Below are 21,873 nucleotides of genomic sequence, written 5' to 3'. Positions count from 1 at the left end.
TGAAGGCGGGGGTGGGGTCACCCGCCCCCGAAGCCGTGCTGGAAGTTGACGGTCGACACGACGTACACGCTCGGGGCGTCGGGGTCCGTCAGATCCACCATGATGTCGTGGTCGGGCTTGTCGCCGACCTGGTGCAGGGCGATCCCCGCGTAGCTGCGGTGGACGGTGAAGTCCCAGCCGGCCCGTGCCGCCCGGACCGGTGTGATCGTGTCGTGGCCCGGCCGCAGGGCGGTGCGGCTGGTGCCGGTCTTGGCCAGGAAGGTGTCGAGGCCGCCGGCGGTGGTGGTGAACTGGGCGAACAGCACGCTGACGTCCCAGGAGTTGGTTTCCAGGTAGCCCTGGTTGCGGGCGCCGGCCGGGAAGGGCACCTGGTAGATGCGCTGCTGGAGCGAGCTGGGCTTGGCCCGGGTCAGGTGCCGGACGGCGGCTTCCTGCTGCTTGTCCTCACCGCTGTCGCGGCTCTGCTCGGCGGAGACGGCGACGTAGCCGATGGGCACCAGGACCAGCAGCGGGAGCACGGTCCAGCGGACCCAGCGGGGGGCGTCGCGCGGCGGACGGGGGCCCCGCCGGGCGCGCTGGACGCCGGCGGGGTGCTGTGAGGGGAACGTCTGTGGTGTGCTCATCTGCTCGGGCTGGTCGTCGGGTGGGGGGTCGGTGGTGACAGGAGCGGCGAAAGGAGCGGCGGCGGGCGCCGCGGTGCCGCCGGTGGCGGTGGCGGTCGGATCGTCGGACTGGACGGGCGGCGCCGGTGCCTGCGTCGCATGGGACGCGTCGAACGGGTCGCGCGGTTCGGGCAGCCCGGTGGATCCGGGCCGCCCGCGCGGCAGGACCGGCTCACCGGTCGCGGCGGGCGGATCCGCCGCGTCCGCCGGGCCGGCCGGATTTGGTGGGTGGGCGGCGTCCGGTGGGTCGGCCGGGTCGGCCGGGTCGGCCGGCGCGCCCGCCGCCCGGTCGTCCGCTTCCGCCCCGGGGGCGGGCGCGGTACGCCGGTCGGGGGTCGTCGTCACGAGTCGGCCTCCTGCCCTCCGTAGACCCGGCCGTGGCGCTCGTACCGCTCGACGCGCCGCCGGTTGGCGCGGCGGAAGCGGCGGGCGACCAGCCGCGCCAGGTCGGCGGCCCCGACCATACCGGCCTCCGGGCCCAGTTCGGCCTTGACGATACGCGCCTCGGGCCGGTAGCCGCGGCCGGTGAGGTTGCGCCGGAAGGCGTCCCTGGCCGGGTTGATCAGCAGGTCATCGGCGGCGCTGACACCGCCGCCGATGACGAAGCAGGACGGGTCGAGCGCGGCGGCGAGGTTGGCGATGCCGATGCCGAGCCACTGCCCGATGTCCTGGAACAGCTCGACGCACATCGGGTCGCCCTCGCGGGCCAGTTCGGTGATCAGCGGCCCGGTGATCTCCCGGATGCTGCCGCCGACCCGGTCGATGATCCCGTAGGCGACCGGGGAGTCCGCCGCGGCCATCTCGCGGGCCTCCCTGACCAGGGCGTTGCCGGAGCTGTACTGCTCCCAGCAGCCGCGGTTGCCGCAGGCGCAGCGGTGGCCGCCCTGCACCACCTGCATGTGGCCGAACTCGCCGGCCACCCCGTACCGGCCGCGCTTGACCCGGCCGTCCTCCAGGATGGCGCCGCCGATGCCGGTGCCGAGGGTGATCATCACCAGGTCGCTCTCACCGCGGCCGGCGCCGAAGCGCCATTCGGCCCAGGCGGCGGTGTTGGCGTCGTTGTCGACCATCACCGGCACCAGCAGCCGGTCGGCGAGGCGTTCGCGCAGCGGCTCGTCGCGCCAGGCCAGGTGCGGGGCGAACAGCACCCGGGAGCGGTCGGCGTCCACCCAGCCGGCGGCGCCGATGCCGACCGCGTGCACGTCGTGCCGCTCGGACAGGTCGAGCACCAGCTCGACGATGGTGTCCTCGACGACCTTGGGGCTCTTGGACTTGTCCGGGGTCTCGGTGCGGATCGTCTCCAGGATGACGCCGTCGGCGTCCACCACCCCGGCCATCACCTTGGTGCCGCCGATGTCGATGCCGACGGTGGGGACGCGCGGCGCGGTCAGGTGCGAGCGGCGCTCCCTGCGGTCGCGCATGCCGACGCTCTGCCACACCGTGGCACGGGCGGCACCGCCGCGGTAGACGCGTTCACGGTTGGCACTCAAGCGCTGCTCTCCGGGTCGGTGCGGTCCGGTACCGTACGACGCGGCGTCGGACGGTGTACGGCTCAGTTCGTGGATCGGCTGGTCGGGCTCGTCGGCGCCGGCCATCTCCCGGGTCGGCGGGGTCCAGCGTAATGTCCTCCTCGGTGGGGCCACCGGTCAGCATGCCGTGCCCGGCCGGCACGAAGCGGTCAACCCCGCCGGCACCGCCCGCTTCCGCCCTTCCGTGCCTTCTGTGCCCTCCTCGTCGTTCGCCGTGCCGTTCGCCGTGCCGTTCCCGTCGCGGCCGGGGACGGAGCGCCGCACGGGGTCCGGGGCAAGTGTTCAGGAAGTGTTCCGAGGGACCTTTCCGGCGGGCCGGGTATCCGTCAAGAGGTGGGGCGACCGTGGGGCGCGGGAGAGGCGGGCGGTCACCCGCGGACCAGCAGCCGGAACTCAAAGGCGTAACGGGAGGCCCGGTAGAGGTGGCTGCCGTACTCCACCGGGCGGCCCCGGTCGTCGTACGTGGTGCGCTGCATGGTCAGCAGCGCGGCGCCGGGCGGTTCGGCGAGCAGCCGGCACTCCTCGTCGGTGGCGGTGCGGGCGCCGACCGTCTGCTGGGCGCTGTGCAGGGTGATGCCGCGGTGCCGCATCAGCGCGTAGAGCCCGGTGGCCTCCAGCTGGCCGTCGGCCAGTTCCAGCAGGTCGCAGGGCAGGTAGTTGCACAGGTACGCCATCGGTTCGCCTTGCGTCAGCCGCACCCGGTGCACCACCGCCACCTGCCCGGACTCCGGCAGGCCGAGCGCGGCGGCCACGTCGGCGGGGGCGCGCGCCCGGGTGTTGCGCAGCACCCGGGTGGTCGGGTCCAGTCCGGCGGCGAGCAGGTCGTCGTACAGGCTGCTCAGCTCCAGCCGGCGGGCGACCCGGCTGTGCACCACCTGGGTGCCGACACCGCGGCGGCGTACCAGCAGGCCCTTGTCGACCAGCGACTGGATGGCCTGGCGCACGGTGGGGCGGGACAGGCCGAGCCGGGCGGCCAGCTCGACCTCGTTGCCGAGCAGACTGCCGGGGGTGAGCGCGCCGTCCTCGATCGCGGCTTCCAGCTGCCGGGCGACCTGGAAGTAGAGCGGTACCGGGCTCGCCCGGTCGACCGCCAGGCGCGACAGGGCGGAATCGTGCGTCGGCTCGTGCTTGGGCACGAGGGGAGGGTATCGGGAGGGCATCATGACCGGAAGTCCTTATGTCCGGACAATACGTTGACAGGGCGCGGGGCGGCGCGGAAGGTGGGGAGCGAGCGCAGCCGACGCGCCCCCGTCGCTCCGGTGGTCCGATGCCGGTGGTCCATGGCCGGTGTTCCGAAGGGGTTCCGAAAGGGCAGGGGGCAGACATGGGGATGCGGATCGGACTTCTCGGCGCCGGGCGGATCGGCGCCTTCCACGCCGCGACGCTGGCGGCGCACCCGGAGGTCGGCGGGCTGCTGGTGGCGGACGCCGATCCGGCGCGGGCCCGGCGGCTCGCGGCGGCGCACGGCGGCACCGCCTGTCCGGTGGAGGCGCTGTGGGCCGGCCGCCCCGACGCGGTGGTGATCGCCAGCGCGACCGCCGCGCACGCCGGGCAGATCGCGGCGGCGGCCCGCGCCGGTGTCCCGGTGTTCTGCGAGAAGCCCGTCGCCGTGGACCTGCCGGGCACCCTCGCCGCGCTGCGGGCGGTCGACCGGGCCGGCGGTGTGCTCCAGGTCGGCTTCCAGCGGCGTTTCGACCCCGGTTACCTGGCCGCCCGCGCGGCGCTGCGGGCCGGGCGGGTGGGCCGGCTGCACACCGTACGGACCGTCAGCTCCGACGGGCAGCCGCCGCCCGAGGCGTATGTGCCGCTGTCCGGCGGCCTGTACCGGGACTGCCTGATCCACGACTTCGACGTCCTGCGCTGGGTCACCGGCCGCGAGATCACCGAGGTGTACGCGACCGGGGCGAACGTGGGCGCGGACTACTTCCGGGCCGCGGGCGACGTGGACACCGCCACCGCGCTGCTCACCCTGGAGGGCGGGGTGCTGGCGACGGCGACCGCGGCCCGCTACCACGCCGCCGGGTATGACGTGCGGATGGAGCTGGCCGGGACCGAGGACCAGCTGACGGTGGGCGGCGGGCCGCGGGCGCCGCTGACCTCGGTCGAACCGGGCGCGCCGGGTGGGCGGCCGGACGGCTGGACCGGCTTCCTGGAGCGTTTCGGGTCCGCCTACCGGGCCGAGATCGACGCGTTCGTGCGCGTCGCGCGCGGCGAGGCCGCCAATCCCTGCGATGGTCGGGACGCGCTGCGGGCGCTGCTGGTGGCCGAGGCGTGCGAGGTGTCGCGCCGCGAACGGCGCCCGGTGCGGGTGGCCGAGATGGAGTCGGCGGTGCGGCCGGGCGAGCGGATCGGGGTGGTGACGTGAGGCGGAACCGGATCGCGGGCGCCCCCATCTCCTGGGGCGTGTGCGAAGTCCCGGGCTGGGGCCACCAGTTGACGCCTGAGCGGGTACTGGAGGAGATGGCCGGGCTGAGCCTGACGGCGAGTGAGTTCGGCCCCGACGGCTTCCTGCCGGGCCCGCTGCTGGCGGCCCGCGGGGTGACCGCGGTCGGCGGTTTCGTCCCCGCCGTGCTGCACGAACCGGGCCACGATCCGCTGCCGGGCGTGCGGGCCGCGCTCGACCGCTTCACCGCGGCCGGCGCCCGCACCCTGGTGCTCGCCGCCGCCACCGGGCAGGACGGCTACGACGCCCGCCCCGAGGTCTCCCCGGCCGGCTGGCGGACCCTGCTGGCCCGGCTGGACGCCGTCGCCTCGCTGGCCGCCTCGCTGGGCGTCACCGCGGCCCTCCACCCCCATGTCGGCACGGTCGTGGAGGGTCCCGCCGAGGTGGACCGGGTGCTGGAGGGCAGCTCCGTCGGCCTCTGCCTCGACACCGGCCATCTGCTCGTCGGCGGTACGGACCCGGTGGCGCTGGCCGGCCGCGCCGCCGACCGGGTCGCCCATGTCCACCTCAAGGACGTGTCGGCGTCCGTGGCCGCCGACGTCCGCGCCGGCCGCACCTCGTACACCGCCGCGGTCGGCGCCGGCCTCTACCGCCGGTTCGGTGAGGGGGACGTGGACCTCGGCGGGCTGGTCGGCGCGCTGGAGGCCGCGGGATACGACGGCTGGTACGTCATGGAGCAGGACACCGTGCTCAGCGCGGAACCCCCGCCCGGCCAGGGCCCGTCGGCCGATGTGCGGGCCTGCCTGGACTGGCTGGCGGCGCGTTGAGCCCGGAGCCGGGGTACGACGTGATCACCCTGGGCCGGGTGGGTGTCGACCTCTACCCGGAGCAGAGCGGGGTGGGCCTGGCCGAGGTGCGGTCGTTCGCGAAGTCGCTGGGCGGGACCGCGGGGAACGTCGCGGTGGCCGGGGCCCGGCTGGGGCTGCGGACGGCGCTGCTGAGCGGCGTCGGCGACGACCCGTTCGGCGGCTACGTCCGGTCGGCGCTGCGCGGCTTCCAGGTGGACGACGCGCTCGTCACGACCGTGCCCGGCGTGCAGACCCCCGTCACATTCTGCGAGTTGTTCCCGCCGGACGACTTCCCGCTCTACTTCTACCGCCGCCCGGTCGCGCCCGACCAGTGCCTGACCCCGGACCGGCTGGACCGGGCAGCGCTGCGGTCGGCCCGGGTGCTGTGGATCACCGGTTCGGCGCTGGCGGTCGAGCCCACCCGTTCGACGGTGTTCGCCGCGCTGGCGGAGCGGGCGGGCGGCGAGGTGTGGTTCGACCTCGACTGGCGCCCCGGCTTCTGGGCGGACCCGGCACGGGCCCCCGAGCTGTACGCCCGCGCGCTGTCGTACGCCACGCTGGCCGTGGGCAACGCCGCGGAGACGGAGGTGGCGGTGGGCAGCCGGGACCCGGAGGAGGCGGCCGGGCTGCTGCTGCGCCACGGGGTGCGCACGGCGGTGGTCAAGCGGGGCCCGGCGGGGGTACTGGGCCGCACCGCCCGGGAGTCGTACGCGGTGCCGCCGGTGCCGGTCGAGGCGGTCAACGGCCTCGGCGCGGGCGACGCGTTCGGCGGCGCGCTGTGCGCGGGCCTGCTGGCCGGGGACCCGCTGCCGGACGTACTGCGGGCCGCCAACGCGGCGGGCGCGCTGGTGGCCTCCCGGCTGGCCTGCGCGGACGCGATGCCGACCCGGGCGGAGATCGACACGGTACTGGACCGGGAGGCCGAGCGCGCATGACGCACCTGCCGGCGGGCAGCGCCGCCAAGGACGGCTACGACCTGTGGATCGACCCGGCCTCCGCCGGGTGGGGGCACTGCGCCCTGCGGGTCCTGACCCTGCCGCCCGGCGGCACGCACGCCCTGGCCACCGGCGACAGCGAGTGGATCGTGCTGCCGCTGGCCGGCGCCTGCGCGGTCCGCACCGGCGACGGCGGCCTGTTCGAGCTGCGCGGCCGGCCCGACGTCTTCTCCGGCGTCAGCGACTTCGCCTATCTGCCCCGCGACTGCCTTGCGCGGCTGGAGTCGTCGGCGGGCGGCCGGTTCGCGCTGGCCGGGGCGCGGTGCGGCCGGCGGCTGCCCGCGCGCTACGGTCCGGCCGCGGACGTGCCGGTGGAGCTGCGGGGCGCGGGCGCGGCGAGCCGGCAGGTCAACAACTTCGCCGCCGCCGACGTCTTCGACTGCGACCGGCTGATCGCGGTGGAGGTGCTGACCCCGGGCGGCAACTGGTCGTCCTTCCCGCCGCACAAGCACGACGAGTGCGGGCCGGGCGAGTCGCGCCTGGAGGAGGTGTACTACTACGAGTTCGGCGGCGGCCCGGCCGCGCTGGGCTACCAGCGGGTCTACCCCTCGCGGGCCGGCGGCGGCGACCTGCTGGCCGAAGTCCGGTCCGGCGACGCCGTGCTGATCCCGGACGGCTGGCACGGCCCGAGCATGGCGGTGCCCGGCTACGACATGTACTACCTCAACGTGATGGCCGGCCCCGACGCGGTGCGCGCCTGGCGGACCAGCGACGACCCCGCGCACGCCGGGGTCCGGGCCGGCTGGGCGGCCCGGCCCACCGACCCCCGGCTGCCGTTGTACCGGGCGCCCGGCCGCGAAGGAGCGCCCTCATGAGACTGACCGTAGCCCAGGCCCTGGTCCGGTTCCTGGCCGCGCAGTACACCGAGCGGGACGGCGTACGGCACCGGGCGGTGGCCGGCATGTGGGGCATTTTCGGCCACGGCAACGTCGCCGGGGTCGGCCAGGCGCTGCTGGAGGCGGGCCGGGACGCGATGCCGTTCCACCAGGGCCGCAACGAACAGGCGATGGTGCACGCGGCGGTCGGCTTCGCCCGGATGAACCACCGGCTGTCCGCCATGGCCTGCACCACCTCGATCGGCCCCGGCGCCACCAACCTGGTCACCGGCGCCGCGCTGGCCACCGTCAACCGGGTGCCGGTACTGCTACTGCCCGGTGACGTCTTCGCCACCCGCCCGGCCGACCCGGTGCTGCAGCAGCTCGAAGTGCCCTGGGCGTACGACGTGTCGGTCAACGACACGCTGCGGCCGGTCTCCCGCTTCTTCGACCGCATCTGGCGCCCGGAGATGCTGCCGGCCTCGCTGCTCCAGGCGATGCGGGTGCTGACCGACCCGGTCGACACCGGCGCGGTGACCCTGGCGCTCCCGCAGGACGTGCAGGTGGAGGCGTACGACTGGCCGCAGGAGCTGTTCCGCGAGCGGGTGTGGCCGGTGCGGCGGCCGGTACCGGACGCCGTCGCGCTGGCGGAGGCCGCCGCGCTGATCCGGGCCGCCCGCAGGCCGCTGATCGTGGCCGGCGGCGGCGTACGGCACTCCGAGGCCGGGCCCGCCCTGGCCGGGTTGGCGGCCGCGACCGGCATCCCGGTGGGCGAGACCCAGGCCGGCAAGGGGTCGCTGCGCTGGGACCACCCGCAGGCCCTCGGCGGCATCGGGCACACCGGCACCGCTCCGGCCGACGCGGCGGCCCGGGAGGCGGACGTGGTGCTCGGCGTCGGCACCCGGTGGACGGACTTCACCACCGCCTCCGGCTCGCTCTTCGCGCCCGGCGCGCGGCTGGTCAACCTCAACATCGGCTCCTTCGACGCCCACAAGCTGGCCGGTCTGGCGCTGCTCGGTGACGCGCGGGCCGGGATCGAGGCGCTCACGCGGGAGTTGGCGGGGCACCGGCTGCCGCCGCACGGCTACCCGGTGGCCCGGTGGCGGGCCCGTACCGACGCGGTGTTCGCCGGTGACGGCGACGGGCCGCCCTCGCAGGGCGAGGTGATCGGCGCGCTGGACGCGGTCCTCGCCGACCGGGACGTGCTGGTCAACGCGGCCGGTTCGCTCCCCGGCGACCTGCACAGGCTGTGGCGGGCCCGCGACCCGGAGCAGTACCACGTGGAGTACGGCTACTCCTGCATGGGCTACGAGATCCCGGCCGCGATCGGCGTGAAGCTGGCCGCCCCCGACCGCGAGGTGTTCGCGCTGGTCGGCGACGGGACGTACCTGATGCTGCCGACGGAGATCGTCACCGCCGTCCAGGAGGGCATCCCGGTCAACCTCGTCATCGTCCAGAACCACGGCTACGCCTCTATCGGGAGCCTGTCGGCGCAGGTCGGCGCGGAGTCCTTCGCGACCGCCTACCGCCGGCCGGCCCCGGACGGCTCCTACACCGGTGCGCCGCTGCCGGTCGACCTCGCCGCGAACGCGGCCAGCCTCGGCCTTGAGGTCTTCACCGCCCGTACCGCCAAGGAGCTCAGGGCGGTCCTCACCGCCGCCCGCGACTCCCCGCGCCCGACGGCCACGTACGTGGAGACCGACCCCTCCCGGCCGGGCCCGCCGGCCGGGGCGTGGTGGGACGTGCCGGTCGCCGAAATCGCCGCCCGCCCCGCCGCGCGGGCCGCCCGCCACGCCTACGAGGCGTCCCGGCCGGCCGGCCCCCGCCCGCGCCTGTGACCGGGGGTCCGGGCCCGGGTTTGACGGGGAGCCCGGACCGGGTCCGCGGGCGCCGGAACGGTGAACCGGCGGCCGGGCCCCGGGTACTCCGCGCGGTGACCGAACCGCCCCGCTGCGTACAGGAGTTGTACGCAGCCGGGCGCAGTAGTGCCGTCGAAGGGCCGCAGCCGGCGGCCGCCCGGGTCAGGGCGGGGGGGCGGCCAGCGGACCTTGCGCCCGGCAGGCCGCCCGGCGGGGTCGGCAGGCCCGCCGGGCGCGGCCGGCGGCCCCCGGAGCACGGGGGACGGGGGACGGGGGACGGGGGACGGGGTGAGCGAACGGCACCACGCGGGGACCGCTCGCCCGCCGCCCCGAGCGGGAACGTTTCCCCCCGGCGCGCCCCGCCCCGTCGCCCCGACCGTGCGGCTTAACCGGTTGTGCGCGCGCGACCCGGGCCCGAGCGCACGCCGGACCGGTGCGTACACACACCCCGGGCCCGTCCCGGCGGCGGGCGCCGCCGGGACCTGCCGCGCGCATCCGCGCGGCGCCGCGGGTCCCGGCCCGCGCGTCCGCCGCGTCCCCGCCAACCGGCGACACGGCAGACCGCCTCCCCCCTCCGCCGCGCAGCCGCAACGCGCCGGAGGACCCCGTTTCCCTGAGCCGCGCAGATCCGCACGGCAGGGCCCTAGACGCCCCACTCCGAGCGGACGCCCGCGAAGAACTCGTGGAAACCCGGGAAGGTCTTCTTCACGCAGCCCGGGTCGTCCAGGGTGGTCCCGGGGGTGCGCAGGGCCGCCACCGCGAAGCTCATGGCGATGCGGTGGTCGGCGTGGCAGGCGATCTCCACCGGGGCGGGGGTGCCGGGGTGGATCTCGATCCAGTCGCGGCCGGTCCCGACCCGGACACCCTGGCGGCGCAGGTTCTCCGCGCACGCCTCCAGCCGGTCGCACTCCTTCACCCGGGTGTTGTAGACGTCCTCGATCCGGACCGGGCCGTCCGCGAAGGGGGCGATGGCGGCGAGGGTGGGCATCGTGTCGGAGATGTCCCGCATGTTGACGGTGACCCCGGTGAGCCGCCCGGTGCCGGTCACCGTGGTGGCGTCCGGGCCGGTCTCGACGCGGGCGCCCATCCGCCGCAGCACGTCGACGAACCGGAGGTCACCCTGGAGGGCGTCGGCGCCCAGGCCCGGTACGGTCGCGCTGCGGCCGGACAGCGCGGCGGCGGCGAAGAAGTAGCTCGCGGTGGAGGCGTCCGGCTCGACCGGGTAGTCGACGGCCCGGTAGCCGCCGGGCGGCACCACGAACGTGTCGCCCTCGCGGGTCACCTCCACGCCGAAGCGCCGCATCATCGCCAGCGTGATCTCGACGTAGGGCACCGAGACGATGCCGGTGACGTTGATCCGCAGCCCCTGCCCGGTCAGCGGGCCGGTGAGCAGCAGCGCGGTCAGGAACTGCGAGGACAGGCTCGCGTCGAGGTCGATCGCGCCGCCCTTGATGCCGGCCGCGACCACGGTGAGCGGCAGGTGGCCCTCGGCCTCCTCGTGGACGAGGTCCACCCCGAGGGCGCGCAGCGCCCCGGTGAGGGGGGCGACGGGCCTGCGCCGCATCTGGGCGGAGGCGTCGAACCGGAAGGTGCCGGTGCCGGTGGCGGCCAGGGCGGGCAGGAAGCGGGCGGCGGTGGCGGCGTCCCGGCAGTAGACCTCGGCCCGGTCGGCGGCGGGGCCCGCGGGGCGGCCGGTGACGTGCCAGGAGTCCGTGCCGCGCTCGACGCGGTAGCCGAGCGCGGTCAGGCCGGCCGCGAAGCCGTCGGTGTCGTCGGAGAGCAGCGGGCGGCGCAGTACGGTCGTCCCTTCTGCTGCCGCCGCCAGGAACAGCGCGCGGGCGGTCACCGACTTGGAGCCGGGTACGGCGACGACGGTCACGGGAGTGCCTCCTGGCGGCTCGGGGAGGGGCCCGTCTCGGCCCCGCGGTGAGTCTAGGACGCCTCCGGCGGCCGGTTCACCGCACGTCGGCGAGGCGCTCCAGCAGTTCGGTGAGCCGATGGGCGACCGTCTCCCGGTCGCCGTTGGTGAGGGCGGAGCCCATGCCGACCGCCACTGCGCCGGCGGCGACCCAGTGCGGGGCGGCGGCGACGGTGATGCCGCCGATGGGCAGCAGCGCGGCCTGCGGGATGATCGCGCGGACGTCGGCCACCCAGTCCGGGGTGTAGGCGGTGGCGGGGTAGAGGGTGAGCGCGTCGGCGCCCATCTCCATCGCCCGGACGGCCTCGGTGGGGCTGGCGACGCCGGGGAAGACGGGGATCCCGTAGCGGTGGCCGGCCCGCAGCACCTTCTCGTCGAGGTTGGGCGAGAGCAGGAAGCGGGCGCCGGCCTCGATCGCCATCCGGGCGGACACCTCGTCCAGCACGGTGCCGGCGCCGATCACCGCGTCGTCGCCGACCTCGCGGACCAGAGTGGAGATCGCCTCCAGGGCGAACGGTGTGGTGAGGGAGATCTCCAGGGTGGTGAGCCCGGCCGACAGCAGCGTGTCGGCGGTCGCGGCGGCCTGGTCGTAACTCGCGCTGCGGATGGTGGCGAATACCCGCTGGGCCAGTGCGGCCCGGGTGATCTCCCAGCGGTACACGGCGGATCGCCCACCTTCCTCGGTTCTGCACGGCGGGGGGTGCAACGCTGCGGCGCGCGGCACGGGATCAGCACGCTACCGGCAGACGAGGGCCCTGAACGGCGCGGAAGCCGCAGCGTCACCGCACCGTGACATGAGAGGAGCATGAGACCTTTGGGGCCGTCGGTTCACGCGCGTAGACAAGGGTTTGACGCCCGGCAGGGGCCGACCGGACGGTTGGCCGGGTCCGGTGCGGGCCGCACGCGCCGGTGCCGGGGGCGGACCGGGCCCCGTGGGCCGGGAGCCCGCGGGCGCCGCTCAGCCCGCGTGGGAGGAAAACAGGCCGCCGGTCGGCCCCTGTTTGTCCCCGCCCTGCGACTTCTTCAGCGCGTTGGCGAGCCCTTCGATCGTCATGGACTGCAGGATCACCCGGCCGTTGCCCTCCAGGGTGGCCAGCGACAGGCCCTCGCCGCCGAAGACGGCGTTCATGATGCCCTGGCGGTTGAGGCCGCCGATGCGCTGCACACCGTACTGGATGCCCTCCTCGAAGGCCACGATGCAGCCGGTGTCGACCTCGATCCGGCCGCCGAAGTCAGCGGGGTTGAGGTCGATGAAGTTGCCGGCGCCGGCGATGATCACGGTGCCCTGGCCGGTGAACTTCTCCAGGATGAAGCCCTCGCCGCCGCTCATGCCCTGCCGGGCGCCGGCGAAGGCGATACCGAACTGCACGCTGGACTCGGCCGCGACGAAGGCGTCCTTCTCGGCGAACCAGGCCCTGGACCCGGTGAGCTCCAGCGCCCGCATCTCGCCGGGCAGCACCCCGGCGAAGCCGACGGTGCCCTCGCCGCCGGAGGCGGTGAAGTACTGGAAGGCGAGCGACTCGCCGGCCAGCGCGCGCTGGCCGACCTGCATGGCGGTGCCCATGGCCTGCCGCAGCAGGCCGCCCATGCCGCCGGCGCCCTGCTGGCCGCCGGCCCCGCCGCCCTGGCGGTTGCCGGGGCCGCCGAGCCGGGTCTCCATCGAGACGTTGGAGGTCTTGAACAGGAACTTGCCGGCCTCGCAGTACACCGTCTGCCCCGGGTACAGGGTGCAGACGGCCATCTGCATGGCGTTGCCCTCGATCTGCAGCTGCAGGGTCACAGCGGGCTCCTAGGTCGTGCTCGGGGTACGGGTGGGGTGCGGCGGGCCGGTGCGCCCGGTGCACCGCCGGATCAACGTACCGCCCGCGCGACGCGGTTCCGCAGCGGTCCGGGGCGCTCGGCCCGGTCGCCCGCGGCGCCGCTCCCGCCGGCTCTGTCGGCCCCGCCGTCCCGGGCGGCGGGGACGCGGACCACGCGTTCGCCGCCGGTGTCCAGGAAGTGGGCCAGCGGCAGGGTGGCGGCGCCGACGGTGACCGCGTCGGCGCCGAGCCGGCCCAGCTCGATGGAGGTCTGCGCGCAGGGGTGGCGCAGCGCGTAGGCGGCGGCGACCTCGCGGACCGCGGGCAGCAGCCGGGGGCCGAGCAGCAGTCCGGCCCAGCCGCCGATCACGATGCGCTGCGGGTTGAAGAGGTTGATCAGGTCGGCGATACCGGCGCCGAGGTACTCGGCGGCCTCGGCCAGCAGCGCCGCCGCCTCGGGGTCGTGGTCGGCGGCGGCCAGCAGGGCGGCGAGCGCGTTCTCCTCGCTGGCGCCCTCGGGCACCCCGGCCCAGCGGCCCAGCAGCGCCTCGGCGCCGACGTACGCCTCCAGGCAGCCGCGCGAGCCGCAGCGGCAGACGCGTCCGCCGACCTGCAGGGTCGTGTGGCCCCACTCGCCGGCGCTGCTGCTGGCGCCGTGGTACGGGCTGCCGTCGGCGACGACGGCCGCGCCGACTCCGGAGCCGATCAGCGCGATGACGACGTTGCCGGAGCCGCGCCCCCCGCCGAACCACATCTCGGCCTGGCCGAGGGTCTTGGCACCGTTGTCGATGTACAGCGGCAGCTCGGTGCCGGCCCGCAGCAGCCGGCCGAGCGGGACCGCGTCCCAGCCGATGGTCTGGCCGTGCACCACGATGCCGTGGCCCTCGCCGGGCACCTCGCTGCCCTGTTCGACGATGCCGGGGACGCCGATGCCGACGCCGAGCACCTCGTGGTCGTCGATGCCGGCCTCGCGGACCACCGACTCGATGCCCGCCAGGGCCAGCCGGACCACGTGGTCCACATCGTGGCCGCTGTCGGACAGCGGGAGGTCCGCGGAGGCCAGTTCGGTGAGGGCGAGGTCGAACAGCTCGACCCGGACCCGCGTCTCGCCGACGTCCACGCCGACGACGTAACCGAAGGTGGCGGACACCTGGAGCAGGATCCGCGGCCGGCCGCCGTCGGACTCCACCGCGCCGGCCTCCTCGACCATGCCGTCGGCGATCAGCTCGCCGACGACGTTGCTGATCGAGCCGGCGCTGAGGCCGGTGTCCCGGCCCAACTCCTGACGGCTGAGGGGGCCTTCGAAATACAAATGACGCAGAAGCGATGCACGGTTGCCCCGCCGCAGGTCACGTACGGTACGCCTGCCGCGCTCTGCCATCGAGTCTCCCTCCCAGGCCGTCCGGCGGAAATCTATCGCTGCACAGGGTCTTGACGCCACCTTTTCTCACAAGTTAAATCACGGCCTGAATTAAGGCACAGGAGCTGTTCACTTCCTGAAGCGATCCCACCCCTGAGAGGGAACCGGTATGCGCACCTCCAGCACCTCCAGCAGACTCCTCGCGGCCACCGCCCTCGTGGCCGCGCTCGGTCTGACCCTGTCCGCGTGTGGCGGCGGCTCCGACGACAGCGGCAGCGACAAGCCGAGCAGCAGCGCCGGCGGAGCCGACAGCCTCAAGGGCCAGACCATCACGTACTGGGCGAGCAACCAGGGCACCAGCCTGGACAACGACAAGCAGGTGCTCACCCCGGAACTGAACAAGTTCACCGAGCAGACCGGCATCAAGGTGAAGCTGGAGGTCGTGGGCTGGGCGGACCTGCTGAACCGCATCCTGGCGGCGACCACCTCCGGCCAGGGCCCGGACGTGCTCAACATCGGCAACACCTGGTCCGCCTCGCTCCAGGCGACCGGCGCGCTGCTGCCGTGGGACGACGCCAACTTCAACAAGATCGGCGGCAAGGACCGCTTCGCCGCCGCCGCCATCGCCTCCGCCGGCGCGGCCGGCCAGGACCCGGCCGCGGTGCCGATCTACTCGATGGCGTACGGCCTGTACTACAACAAGAAGCTGTTCGCGGACGCCGGCCTGACCCCGCCGAAGACCTGGGACCAGCTGATCTCGGACGGCAAGGCGCTGACCAAGGACGGCCACTACGGCCTGGCGGTCGAGGGCGGCAACGGCGCGGAGAACATCCACCACGCCTTCGTGCTGGCCAAGCAGCGGGGCTCCAGCTGGTTCGACGCCTCGGGCAAGGCGACCTTCGACAGCCCGGCCAACGTCGCGGCGGTCAAGCAGTACGTCGACTTCATCGCCAAGGACAAGATCGCGGCCAAGGGCGACGCCGAGTACGCGCAGAACCAGACCATCACCGACTTCGCCACCGGCAAGGCCGCGATGATGATGTGGCAGTCCGCCGCCACCTCCATCAAGGCGCACGGTATGACGCCCGACCAGTACGGCGTGGTGCCCGTCCCGACGATCACCGAGGGTGCCACCGGCGACGCCGGTGTGACCTCGATGGTGGCCGGCATCAACCTGGCGGTGTTCAAGAACAGCAAGCACCAGGACGCCGCCGTGCAGCTCGTCAAGTTCCTGACCAGCACGCCCGAGCAGAAGGTCCTCAACGGTGCCTACGGCTCGCTGCCGCCGGTCAAGGAGGCGCAGAGCGACCCCGCCTTCCAGACCCCCGACCTCAAGGTGCTGGCCGGCGTGCTGGGCAGCTCCGCGGCCCCGCTCCCGCAGGTGCCCAACGAGAGCCAGTTCGAGACCCTCGTCGGCACCGCCGTCAAGGACCTGTTCGCCGACGCCGCCGCCGGCAAGGACATCACGGACGCCTCCGTCAAGTCCGAGCTGACGAAGGCGCAGCAGCAGATGCCCGCCTCGTAAGGATCGGCTTTCGATGACTGCCACCGCCCCTCCCCGGAGCGCCCCCGAGGCCGGTCCCCCCAGCGGCAAGCCCGCTGCCGGGGGCCGGCTCCGGCCGCGCATCCCCGTACGGCTGCGCCAGATCGGCCTGCCGTACCTCCTGCTGTTCCCCGCGCTGATCCTCGAACTGCTGATCCACCTCATCCCGATGGTGTTCGGCATCGTCATCAGCTTCAAAGGGCTGACCCAGTTCTTCATCCGGGACTGGGGCAGCGCGCCCTGGTCCGGGCTGGACAACTACCGCATTGCGGTGAAGTTCAACCAGCCCGTCGGCGAGGCGCTTCTGCACTCGTTCTGGGTGACCTGCGGCTTCACGCTGCTGTCGGTCGCCTTCTGCTGGCTGATCGGCACCGTGGCGGCGATCCTGCTCCAGGACGCCTTCCGCGGCCGGGCCGTGCTGCGCGCGATCTTCCTGGTGCCGTACGCGCTGCCGGTCTACACCGCGGTGATCACCTGGACGTTCATGTTCCAGCAGGACACCGGACTGGTGAACCACGTCCTGCACGACCAGCTCCACCTCACCTCCGACAAGCCGTTCTGGCTGATCGGCCCCAACAGCTTCTGGGCGCTGGTCATCGTCTCGGTGTGGAAGGGCTGGCCGTTCGCCTTCCTGTGTCTGATGGCCGGCCTGCAGAACATCCCGCGCGAGCTCTACGAGGCCGCGGCGATGGACGGGGCCGGTGTCTGGCAGCAGATCAGGAAGATCACCATGCCGTCGCTGCGCCCGGTCAACCAGGTGCTGGTCCTGGTGCTCTTCCTGTGGACGTTCAACGACTTCAACACCCCCTATGTGATGTTCGGCCAGTCGGCGCCGCACGCGGCCGACCTGATCTCCATCCACATCTACCAGTCGTCGTTCATCACCTGGAACTTCGGCTCCGGCTCGGCCATGTCCGTGCTGCTGCTGCTCTTCCTGCTGCTGGTGACAGCGATCTACCTGCTGCTCACGTCAAGGAAGCGGGGCGACGCCGATGCCTAGGATCCCCGCGCAGCCGTCTCCGATGGCCTCGCCGAAGTCCTTCGTCTGGACCCGGCGGGTCGTGCTGACCCTGCTGCTGCTGTTCGTGCTCATCCCGGTGTACGTCATGCTCAGCTCGTCCCTGAAGAAACTTCAGGACGTGCAGGGCTCCTTCAAGTGGATACCCAGCAGCCTGACCTTCCGGCCGTACATCGACATCTGGTCGACGGTCCCGCTGGCGCACTACTTCGTGAACTCGCTGATCGTCTCGGTGAGCGCGACCCTGCTGTCGGTCGCGGTGGCGATCTTCGCCGCCTACGGCGTCAGCCGGTACCGCTTCGCGGGCCGCCGGCTCTTCACCGTGACGGTGCTCTCGACGCAGATGTTCCCCGGCATCCTGTTCCTGCTGCCGCTGTTCATCATCTTCGTCAGCATCGGGAACTCCACCGGCATCCAGCTCTACGGCAGCCGGCTCGGCCTGATCATCACCTATCTCACCTTCTCGCTCCCCTTCTCCATCTGGATGCTCGTCGGGTACTTCGACTCCATCCCGCGCGACCTCGACGAGGCCGCGAAGGTGGACGGCTGCGGCCCGTTCGGCGCGCTGTTCCGGGTCGTCGTACCGGCCGCCATCCCCGGCATCGTCGCGGTGTCCGTCTACGCGTTCATGACGGCCTGGGGCGAAGTGCTCTTCGCCTCCATCATGACCAACGACAGCACCCGCACGCTGGCCGTGGGTCTGCGCGGCTATGCCACCCAGAACGACGTGTACTGGAACCAGGTCATGGCCGCCTCGCTCGTGGTGAGCGTGCCGGTGGTCGCCGGATTCCTCGCCCTGCAGCGTTACCTCGTCGCCGGACTGACCGCCGGCGCCGTCAAGTAACCCCACCGAAAGGTAACTTGTGAACGACCTGAGCGCTCTTCCCGCCGATTTCATCTGGGGCGCGGCCACCGCCGCCTACCAGATCGAGGGCGCGGTGGACGAGGACGGCCGGGCCCCGTCCATCTGGGACACCTTCTCCCACACCCCCGGCAAGGTCGCGGGCGGCGACACCGGCGACGTCGCCTGCGACCACTACCACCGCACGGCCGAGGACCTGGAGCTGATCAAGGCCCTGAACCTGGACTCCTACCGGTTCTCCATCGCGTGGCCGCGCGTCGTCCCGAACGGCTCCGGCGCCGTCAACGCGGCCGGTCTGGCCTTCTACGACCGGTTGGTGGACTCCCTGCTGGAGGCGGGCGTCACGCCCAACGCGACGCTCTACCACTGGGATCTGCCGCAGGCCCAGCAGGACCGCGGCGGCTGGCCGGAGCGGGACACCGCTGAGCGGTTCGGCGAGTACGCGGCCGTGGTCGGCGAGGCACTCGGCGACCGGGTGAAGGACTGGGCGACCCTCAACGAGCCGCTGTGCTCGGCGTGGATCGGCCACCTGGAGGGCACCATGGCTCCGGGCTGGACCGATCTGACGGCGGCCGTCCGGGCCTCGTACCACCTGCACGTCGGGCACGGCCTGGCCGTGCAGGCGCTGCGGGCGGCCCACTCCGACCTGCGGATCGGCATCGTGAACAACCTCAGCCCGTGCGAGCCGGCCACCGACCGCGAGGCCGACATCGCGGCGGCCAGGCGGGCCGACGGGCACACCAACCGCTGGTGGCTGGACCCGATCCACGGGCGCGGCTACCCGCAGGACATGGTGGAGCTGTACGGCGTCGAACTGCCCGTCAGGGACGGCGACCTGGAGTCCATCGCGGCGCCGCTGGACTGGCTGGGCCTGAACTACTACTTCCGGCAGATCGTCACCGACGACCCGACGGGCCCGGCGCCGTACGCCAAGCCGGTGTACCTGCCGGGGGTCCGCCGGACCGCGATGGACTGGGAGGTCAACGCGGACGGTCTGGAGCAGCTGCTGGTCCGGCTCTCCGAGGAGTACGGCGCGAGCCGGATCGTGGTCACCGAGAACGGCTCCGCCTACCACGACACGGTGGGCGCGGACGGACAGGTGGACGACCCGGACCGGTCCCAGTACCTGGAGGAGCACCTGGCCGCCTGCGCCCGCGCGGTACACCGCGGGGTGCCGCTGGCCGGGTACTACGCCTGGTCGCTGCTGGACAACTTCGAGTGGGCGTACGGCTACGACAAGCGCTTCGGTCTGGTGCACGTCGACTACGCCACGCAGCAGCGCACCATCAAGGGCAGCGGTCGCCGGTACGCGGACATCATCGCGGCGCACCGCCGCAGGGTGCGCCGCGCGGCCTGACCTTCCCGGGTGACGCGGGCCGGTGGTACGTCCTCGGGCGTACCCGCCGGCCCGCGTCCGGGGTACCGCGTCAGCTCCCGCCGGCCGGCCGTTCGATGAGCCGGCCGGCGGGCTCCCCGGTCACCTCGCCGTCCCGCGCCACCACCCGGCCCCCCAGCCAGGTGGAGCGCACCACCCCGCTGAGGGTGCGGCCGGCGTAGGCGGTGACGGGGTTGCGGTGCTGGAGACGGGCCGGATCGACGGTGAAGGTCAGGTCGGGGGCGAGGACGGCGAAGTCCGCGTCGTATCCCGCGGCGATGGCGCCCTTGGTGGCTCCGAGTCCGGCGAGGCGGGCCGGTCCGGCGGACATCCAGCGGGCGACGTCGGCAAGGGTGTGGCCACGGCGGCGGGCCTCGGTCCACACCGCGGGCAGACCCAGCTGGAGCGAGGAGATACCGCCCCACGCGGCGGCGAAGTCACCGGAGTCCTTGTGCTTGAGGTCGACGGTCGAGGGCGAATGGTCCGAGACCACGCAGTCGATCAGTCCGTCGGCCAGCGCCTGCCAGAGCGCGTCCTGGTTGGCGGCCTCCCGGATCGGCGGGCAGCACTTGAACTCGGTGGCGCCGTCGGGCACTTCCTCAGCGGTCAGGGTGAGGAAGTGCGGGCAGGTCTCCACGGTGATCCGGACCCCTTCGCGGCGCGCTGCCGCCAGCAGCGGCAGCGCGCCCGCGGAGGACAGGTGCAGGACGTGCACCCGGCCGCCGAGCCGGCCGGCGAGCGCGACCAGCCCCTCGACGGCCCGGTCCTCGGCGGCCCGGGGGCGCGAGGCGAGGAAGTCGGCGTACTTGGGACCGGGCCGCTGCGGGGCGCCGTCGATGATCCCGGGGTCCTCCGCGTGAACGATCAGCAGCCCGTCGAAGCGGGTCAGTTCGGCCAGCGCGGCCTCCAGTCCGGCCGGGTCCAGCGGCGGGAACTCGTCCACCCCGGAGTGCAGCAGGAAGCACTTGAAGCCGAAGACGCCCGCGTCGTGCAGCGGGCGCAGGTCCTCGACGTTGCCGGGGACGGCGCCGCCCCAGAAGCCGGTGTCGGTGTACACCCGGCCGCGGGCGGTCTCCCGCTTGACGTCGAGGTGGGCGGTGCCGGTGGTGGGCGGGATACTGTTCAGCGGCATGTCGACGACGGTGGTGACACCGCCGGCCGCGGCGGCGGCGGTGGCGGTCGCGAAGCCCTCCCATTCGCTGCGGCCGGGGTCGTTGACGTGCACGTGGGTGTCGACCAGGCCGGGCAGCAGCACGTCGTCCCCGAGGTCGGTGGGCCGGGTGCCGGGCGGGACCGGGGTGTCGTAGGGCAGCACCGCGGTGATCGTGCGGCCGGTGACCTCGACGGCGGCCGGCCGCTCGCCGTCCGGGGTCACCACCCGGGTCGAGCGCAGCAGCCGCCTGTCGTCGCCGTCGCCCCTGCCGAGCACCGGTTCCGCCACCGTACGACCTCCCGATCGCTGATGTTCAACGCTCTGTTGACGGCCATGGTGGGTATCGTTCGCGCGGACGTCAAGGGCGGTACTCTTCCACACAGCGAAAGGCTCCTTCCGCTTGCCGACCCGTCGAGCAGCCCGAAGGCAGCCGTCGCGAAGACCGAGAAGACCGAGGGGAACGCACGTGTCCGCTGACCGCACCGGGGGCGTCCAATCGCTCGAACGCGCCTTCGACCTGCTGGAGCGGATGGCCGACGCGGGCGGCGAGGTGGGGCTGAGCGAGCTGTCGGCCGGCAGCGGGTTGCCGCTGCCCACCATCCACCGGCTGATGCGCACCCTGGTGACCTGCGGATACGTACGGCAGCAGCCGAACCGGCGGTACGCGCTCGGGCCCCGGCTGATCCGGCTCGGCGAGACCGCGTCCCGGCTGCTGGGCACCTGGGCCCGGCCCTATCTCGCGGAGCTGGTGGAGGCGACCGGCGAGACCGCGAACATGGCGCTGCTCGACGGCGACGAGGTGGTGTACGTGGCGCAGGTGCCGTCCCGGCACTCGATGCGGATGTTCACCGAGGTGGGGCGGCGGGTGCTGCCGCACTCCACCGGCGTCGGCAAGGCACTGCTCGCCGAACTGCCCCCGGAGGAGGTGCGCGCCCTGCTGGCCCGCACCGGCATGCCGGCCGCGACCGACCGCACCATCACCGACCCGGACGCCTTCCTCACCGAGCTGGAGCGCACCCGCGCCCTCGGGTACGCGGTGGACGACAACGAGCAGGAGGTGGGCGTGCGGTGCCTCGCGGTCACCGTCCCCGACTCCCCCACCGCCGCGGCCGTCTCCATCTCCGGCCCGGCCGGCCGCGTCACGGACAGCGCGACGGACAAGATCGTCCCGGTCCTGCACGCGGTGGCGCGCCGGCTCGCCCTGGCGCTGCGCGACGCCGGGACGGCCGCCGACTGACCCGCGGCGGCGCGCCGCGGAGGGCCGGCCGGCCGAGGCCCGGCCGCGGCAGGGCCGCCCGGTCCGGCGGGCGGCCCGGTGCGCACGCGGCCGGCGCCGGACCGCCCGTACCACCGGTCGGACGGCCCGGCCGCGGATCAGCGGCGGCCCCCGTACGGCGGCGCCAGGATCTCCACCGCCTGCCGGAGCGCGTCCAGCGGGGCGGTCAGCGCGCTGACCGAGCCCAGCGCGGCAGCCACCAGGAGCAAGGAGTGCCGAAGGCGCTCGGTCTCCGGGAGCATGCCGGCCCGGCCGGCCGCGGCCGCCTGCACCGCCAGCTCGTCCAATTCGTCCTCCGCCACCGCGCGGTCCGGTAACAGCGGGCGGTACGCGGCCAGTTCGCGCCGCAGCCAGGCCACCGCGTCGTGCAGGCCCGCTACCGCACCCCCCGGCGCGCCGCCCCCGCCCGGCCGTGCGGCCGTGCCGCTGCGGTCGTCGTTGAGCACCTGAGTCTCCCCCACCACCACGTACTTCCTGC

General features: G+C 74.0%; 19 protein-coding genes. 10 read left to right on the top strand and 9 right to left on the bottom strand.

The annotated features are described in order from the left end of the window. Positions 1-17 precede the first annotated feature (17 nt). The 3 genes from RLT57_RS25645 to RLT57_RS25635 form a co-directional block, all read right to left on the bottom strand. The gene (locus RLT57_RS25645) at positions 18-1,007 is read right to left on the bottom strand and encodes a hypothetical protein (RefSeq protein WP_311299618.1); all 990 of its coding nucleotides are present in this window, start codon (positions 1,005-1,007) and stop codon (positions 18-20) included. Next, entirely contained in the window at positions 1,004-2,152 is a 1,149-nt protein-coding gene (locus tag RLT57_RS25640; RefSeq protein ID WP_311299617.1) for an ROK family glucokinase, read from the bottom strand. Before RLT57_RS25640 ends, RLT57_RS25645 begins: the two co-directional genes overlap by 4 nt. A gap of 407 nt (positions 2,153-2,559) precedes the next feature. After that, positions 2,560-3,327 (bottom strand): GntR family transcriptional regulator, encoded by a 768-nt coding sequence (locus RLT57_RS25635; protein WP_311299616.1) that lies wholly within the window; start codon positions 3,325-3,327, stop codon positions 2,560-2,562. A 194-nt stretch (positions 3,328-3,521) separates the two neighbouring features. Here RLT57_RS25635 and RLT57_RS25630 point away from each other — a divergent pair, with 194 nt between their 5' ends. From RLT57_RS25630 to iolD, 5 genes are read left to right on the top strand one after another with little or no spacing between them, the layout of a single operon-like run. Continuing rightward, positions 3,522-4,556 (top strand): Gfo/Idh/MocA family protein, encoded by a 1,035-nt coding sequence (locus tag RLT57_RS25630; RefSeq protein WP_311300865.1) that lies wholly within the window; start codon positions 3,522-3,524, stop codon positions 4,554-4,556. Further along, positions 4,553-5,401, top strand: a complete 849-nt coding sequence (locus tag RLT57_RS25625) for a TIM barrel protein (RefSeq protein ID WP_311299615.1) — start codon at positions 4,553-4,555, stop codon at positions 5,399-5,401. Before RLT57_RS25630 ends, RLT57_RS25625 begins: the two co-directional genes overlap by 4 nt. After that, positions 5,398-6,357 (top strand): 5-dehydro-2-deoxygluconokinase, encoded by a 960-nt coding sequence (iolC, locus tag RLT57_RS25620; RefSeq protein WP_311299614.1) that lies wholly within the window; start codon positions 5,398-5,400, stop codon positions 6,355-6,357. The genes RLT57_RS25625 and iolC overlap by 4 nt, the downstream gene beginning before the upstream one ends. Then, the gene (gene iolB / locus RLT57_RS25615) at positions 6,354-7,232 is read left to right on the top strand and encodes a 5-deoxy-glucuronate isomerase (RefSeq protein ID WP_311299613.1); all 879 of its coding nucleotides are present in this window, start codon (positions 6,354-6,356) and stop codon (positions 7,230-7,232) included. The genes iolC and iolB overlap by 4 nt, the downstream gene beginning before the upstream one ends. Then, positions 7,229-9,070 (top strand): 3D-(3,5/4)-trihydroxycyclohexane-1,2-dione acylhydrolase (decyclizing), encoded by a 1,842-nt coding sequence (gene iolD, locus RLT57_RS25610; protein WP_311299612.1) that lies wholly within the window; start codon positions 7,229-7,231, stop codon positions 9,068-9,070. The genes iolB and iolD overlap by 4 nt, the downstream gene beginning before the upstream one ends. Before the next feature lie 664 nt (positions 9,071-9,734). Here the strand turns inward: iolD and aroA are convergent. The 4 genes from aroA to RLT57_RS25590 all read right to left on the bottom strand — a co-directional run bounded on the left by aroA (position 9,735) and on the right by RLT57_RS25590 (position 14,189). After that, complete coding sequence (gene aroA / locus RLT57_RS25605; RefSeq protein ID WP_311299611.1) at positions 9,735-10,970, bottom strand: 3-phosphoshikimate 1-carboxyvinyltransferase; 1,236 nt, start codon at positions 10,968-10,970, stop codon at positions 9,735-9,737. Between the two features lie 76 nt (positions 10,971-11,046). After that, positions 11,047-11,670 (bottom strand): bifunctional 4-hydroxy-2-oxoglutarate aldolase/2-dehydro-3-deoxy-phosphogluconate aldolase, encoded by a 624-nt coding sequence (locus tag RLT57_RS25600; RefSeq protein ID WP_311299610.1) that lies wholly within the window; start codon positions 11,668-11,670, stop codon positions 11,047-11,049. A gap of 297 nt (positions 11,671-11,967) precedes the next feature. After that, entirely contained in the window at positions 11,968-12,789 is an 822-nt protein-coding gene (locus RLT57_RS25595) for an AIM24 family protein (protein WP_311299609.1), read from the bottom strand. Between the two features lie 71 nt (positions 12,790-12,860). Continuing rightward, a complete protein-coding gene (locus RLT57_RS25590; RefSeq protein ID WP_311299608.1) occupies positions 12,861-14,189 on the bottom strand; it encodes an ROK family transcriptional regulator in 1,329 nt (442 codons plus the stop codon). 148 nt (positions 14,190-14,337) lie between these two features. Between RLT57_RS25590 and RLT57_RS25585 the strand changes: the two genes are divergently transcribed. From RLT57_RS25585 to RLT57_RS25570, 4 genes are read left to right on the top strand one after another with little or no spacing between them, the layout of a single operon-like run. Beyond that, a complete protein-coding gene (locus RLT57_RS25585; protein WP_311299607.1) occupies positions 14,338-15,693 on the top strand; it encodes an ABC transporter substrate-binding protein in 1,356 nt (451 codons plus the stop codon). A gap of 13 nt (positions 15,694-15,706) precedes the next feature. Continuing rightward, positions 15,707-16,711, top strand: a complete 1,005-nt coding sequence (locus tag RLT57_RS25580; RefSeq protein WP_311299606.1) for a carbohydrate ABC transporter permease — start codon at positions 15,707-15,709, stop codon at positions 16,709-16,711. Between the two features lie 22 nt (positions 16,712-16,733). Continuing rightward, positions 16,734-17,573 (top strand): carbohydrate ABC transporter permease, encoded by an 840-nt coding sequence (locus RLT57_RS25575; protein ID WP_311300864.1) that lies wholly within the window; start codon positions 16,734-16,736, stop codon positions 17,571-17,573. Between the two features lie 19 nt (positions 17,574-17,592). Continuing rightward, positions 17,593-18,948: a GH1 family beta-glucosidase gene (locus tag RLT57_RS25570; RefSeq protein WP_311299605.1), complete on the top strand. Its 1,356-nt coding sequence runs from the start codon at positions 17,593-17,595 to the stop codon at positions 18,946-18,948. 70 nt (positions 18,949-19,018) lie between these two features. On the opposite strand, the gene allB is transcribed toward RLT57_RS25570, so the two are convergent. Further along, positions 19,019-20,407: an allantoinase AllB gene (gene allB, locus RLT57_RS25565; protein ID WP_311299604.1), complete on the bottom strand. Its 1,389-nt coding sequence runs from the start codon at positions 20,405-20,407 to the stop codon at positions 19,019-19,021. 178 nt (positions 20,408-20,585) lie between these two features. Between allB and RLT57_RS25560 the strand changes: the two genes are divergently transcribed. Continuing rightward, positions 20,586-21,356, top strand: a complete 771-nt coding sequence (locus RLT57_RS25560; protein ID WP_311299603.1) for an IclR family transcriptional regulator — start codon at positions 20,586-20,588, stop codon at positions 21,354-21,356. Positions 21,357-21,493: 137 nt separating this feature from the next. Here the strand turns inward: RLT57_RS25560 and RLT57_RS25555 are convergent, their stop codons facing one another. Then, positions 21,494-21,859 carry a DUF5955 family protein gene (locus tag RLT57_RS25555; RefSeq protein WP_311299602.1) on the bottom strand — a complete coding sequence of 122 codons (366 nt, stop codon included), beginning with the start codon at positions 21,857-21,859 and terminating at the stop codon, positions 21,494-21,496. Positions 21,860-21,873: the final 14 nt, after the last annotated feature.

Source organism: Streptomyces sp. ITFR-21 (genome assembly GCF_031844685.1).
Classification (GTDB): domain Bacteria; phylum Actinomycetota; class Actinomycetes; order Streptomycetales; family Streptomycetaceae; genus Actinacidiphila.
The sequence above is the reverse complement of the archived record's forward strand: the minus strand, read 5'-3'. Positions and strand labels throughout refer to the sequence as shown.

Bases quoted from the DNA above. Each gene is read 5' to 3' on its own strand.
- iolD (WP_311299612.1), top strand. From the start codon at position 7,229: ATGAGACTGACCGTAGCCCAGGCCCTGGTCCGGTTCCTGGCCGCGCAG.
- RLT57_RS25585 (WP_311299607.1), top strand. From the start codon at position 14,338: ATGCGCACCTCCAGCACCTCCAGCAGACTCCTCGCGGCCACCGCCCTC.
- RLT57_RS25630 (WP_311300865.1), top strand. From the start codon at position 3,522: ATGCGGATCGGACTTCTCGGCGCCGGGCGGATCGGCGCCTTCCACGCC.
- RLT57_RS25590 (WP_311299608.1), bottom strand. From the start codon at position 14,189: ATGGCAGAGCGCGGCAGGCGTACCGTACGTGACCTGCGGCGGGGCAAC.
- RLT57_RS25575 (WP_311300864.1), top strand. From the start codon at position 16,734: ATGGCCTCGCCGAAGTCCTTCGTCTGGACCCGGCGGGTCGTGCTGACC.
- iolB (WP_311299613.1), top strand. From the start codon at position 6,354: ATGACGCACCTGCCGGCGGGCAGCGCCGCCAAGGACGGCTACGACCTG.
- RLT57_RS25580 (WP_311299606.1), top strand. From the start codon at position 15,707: ATGACTGCCACCGCCCCTCCCCGGAGCGCCCCCGAGGCCGGTCCCCCC.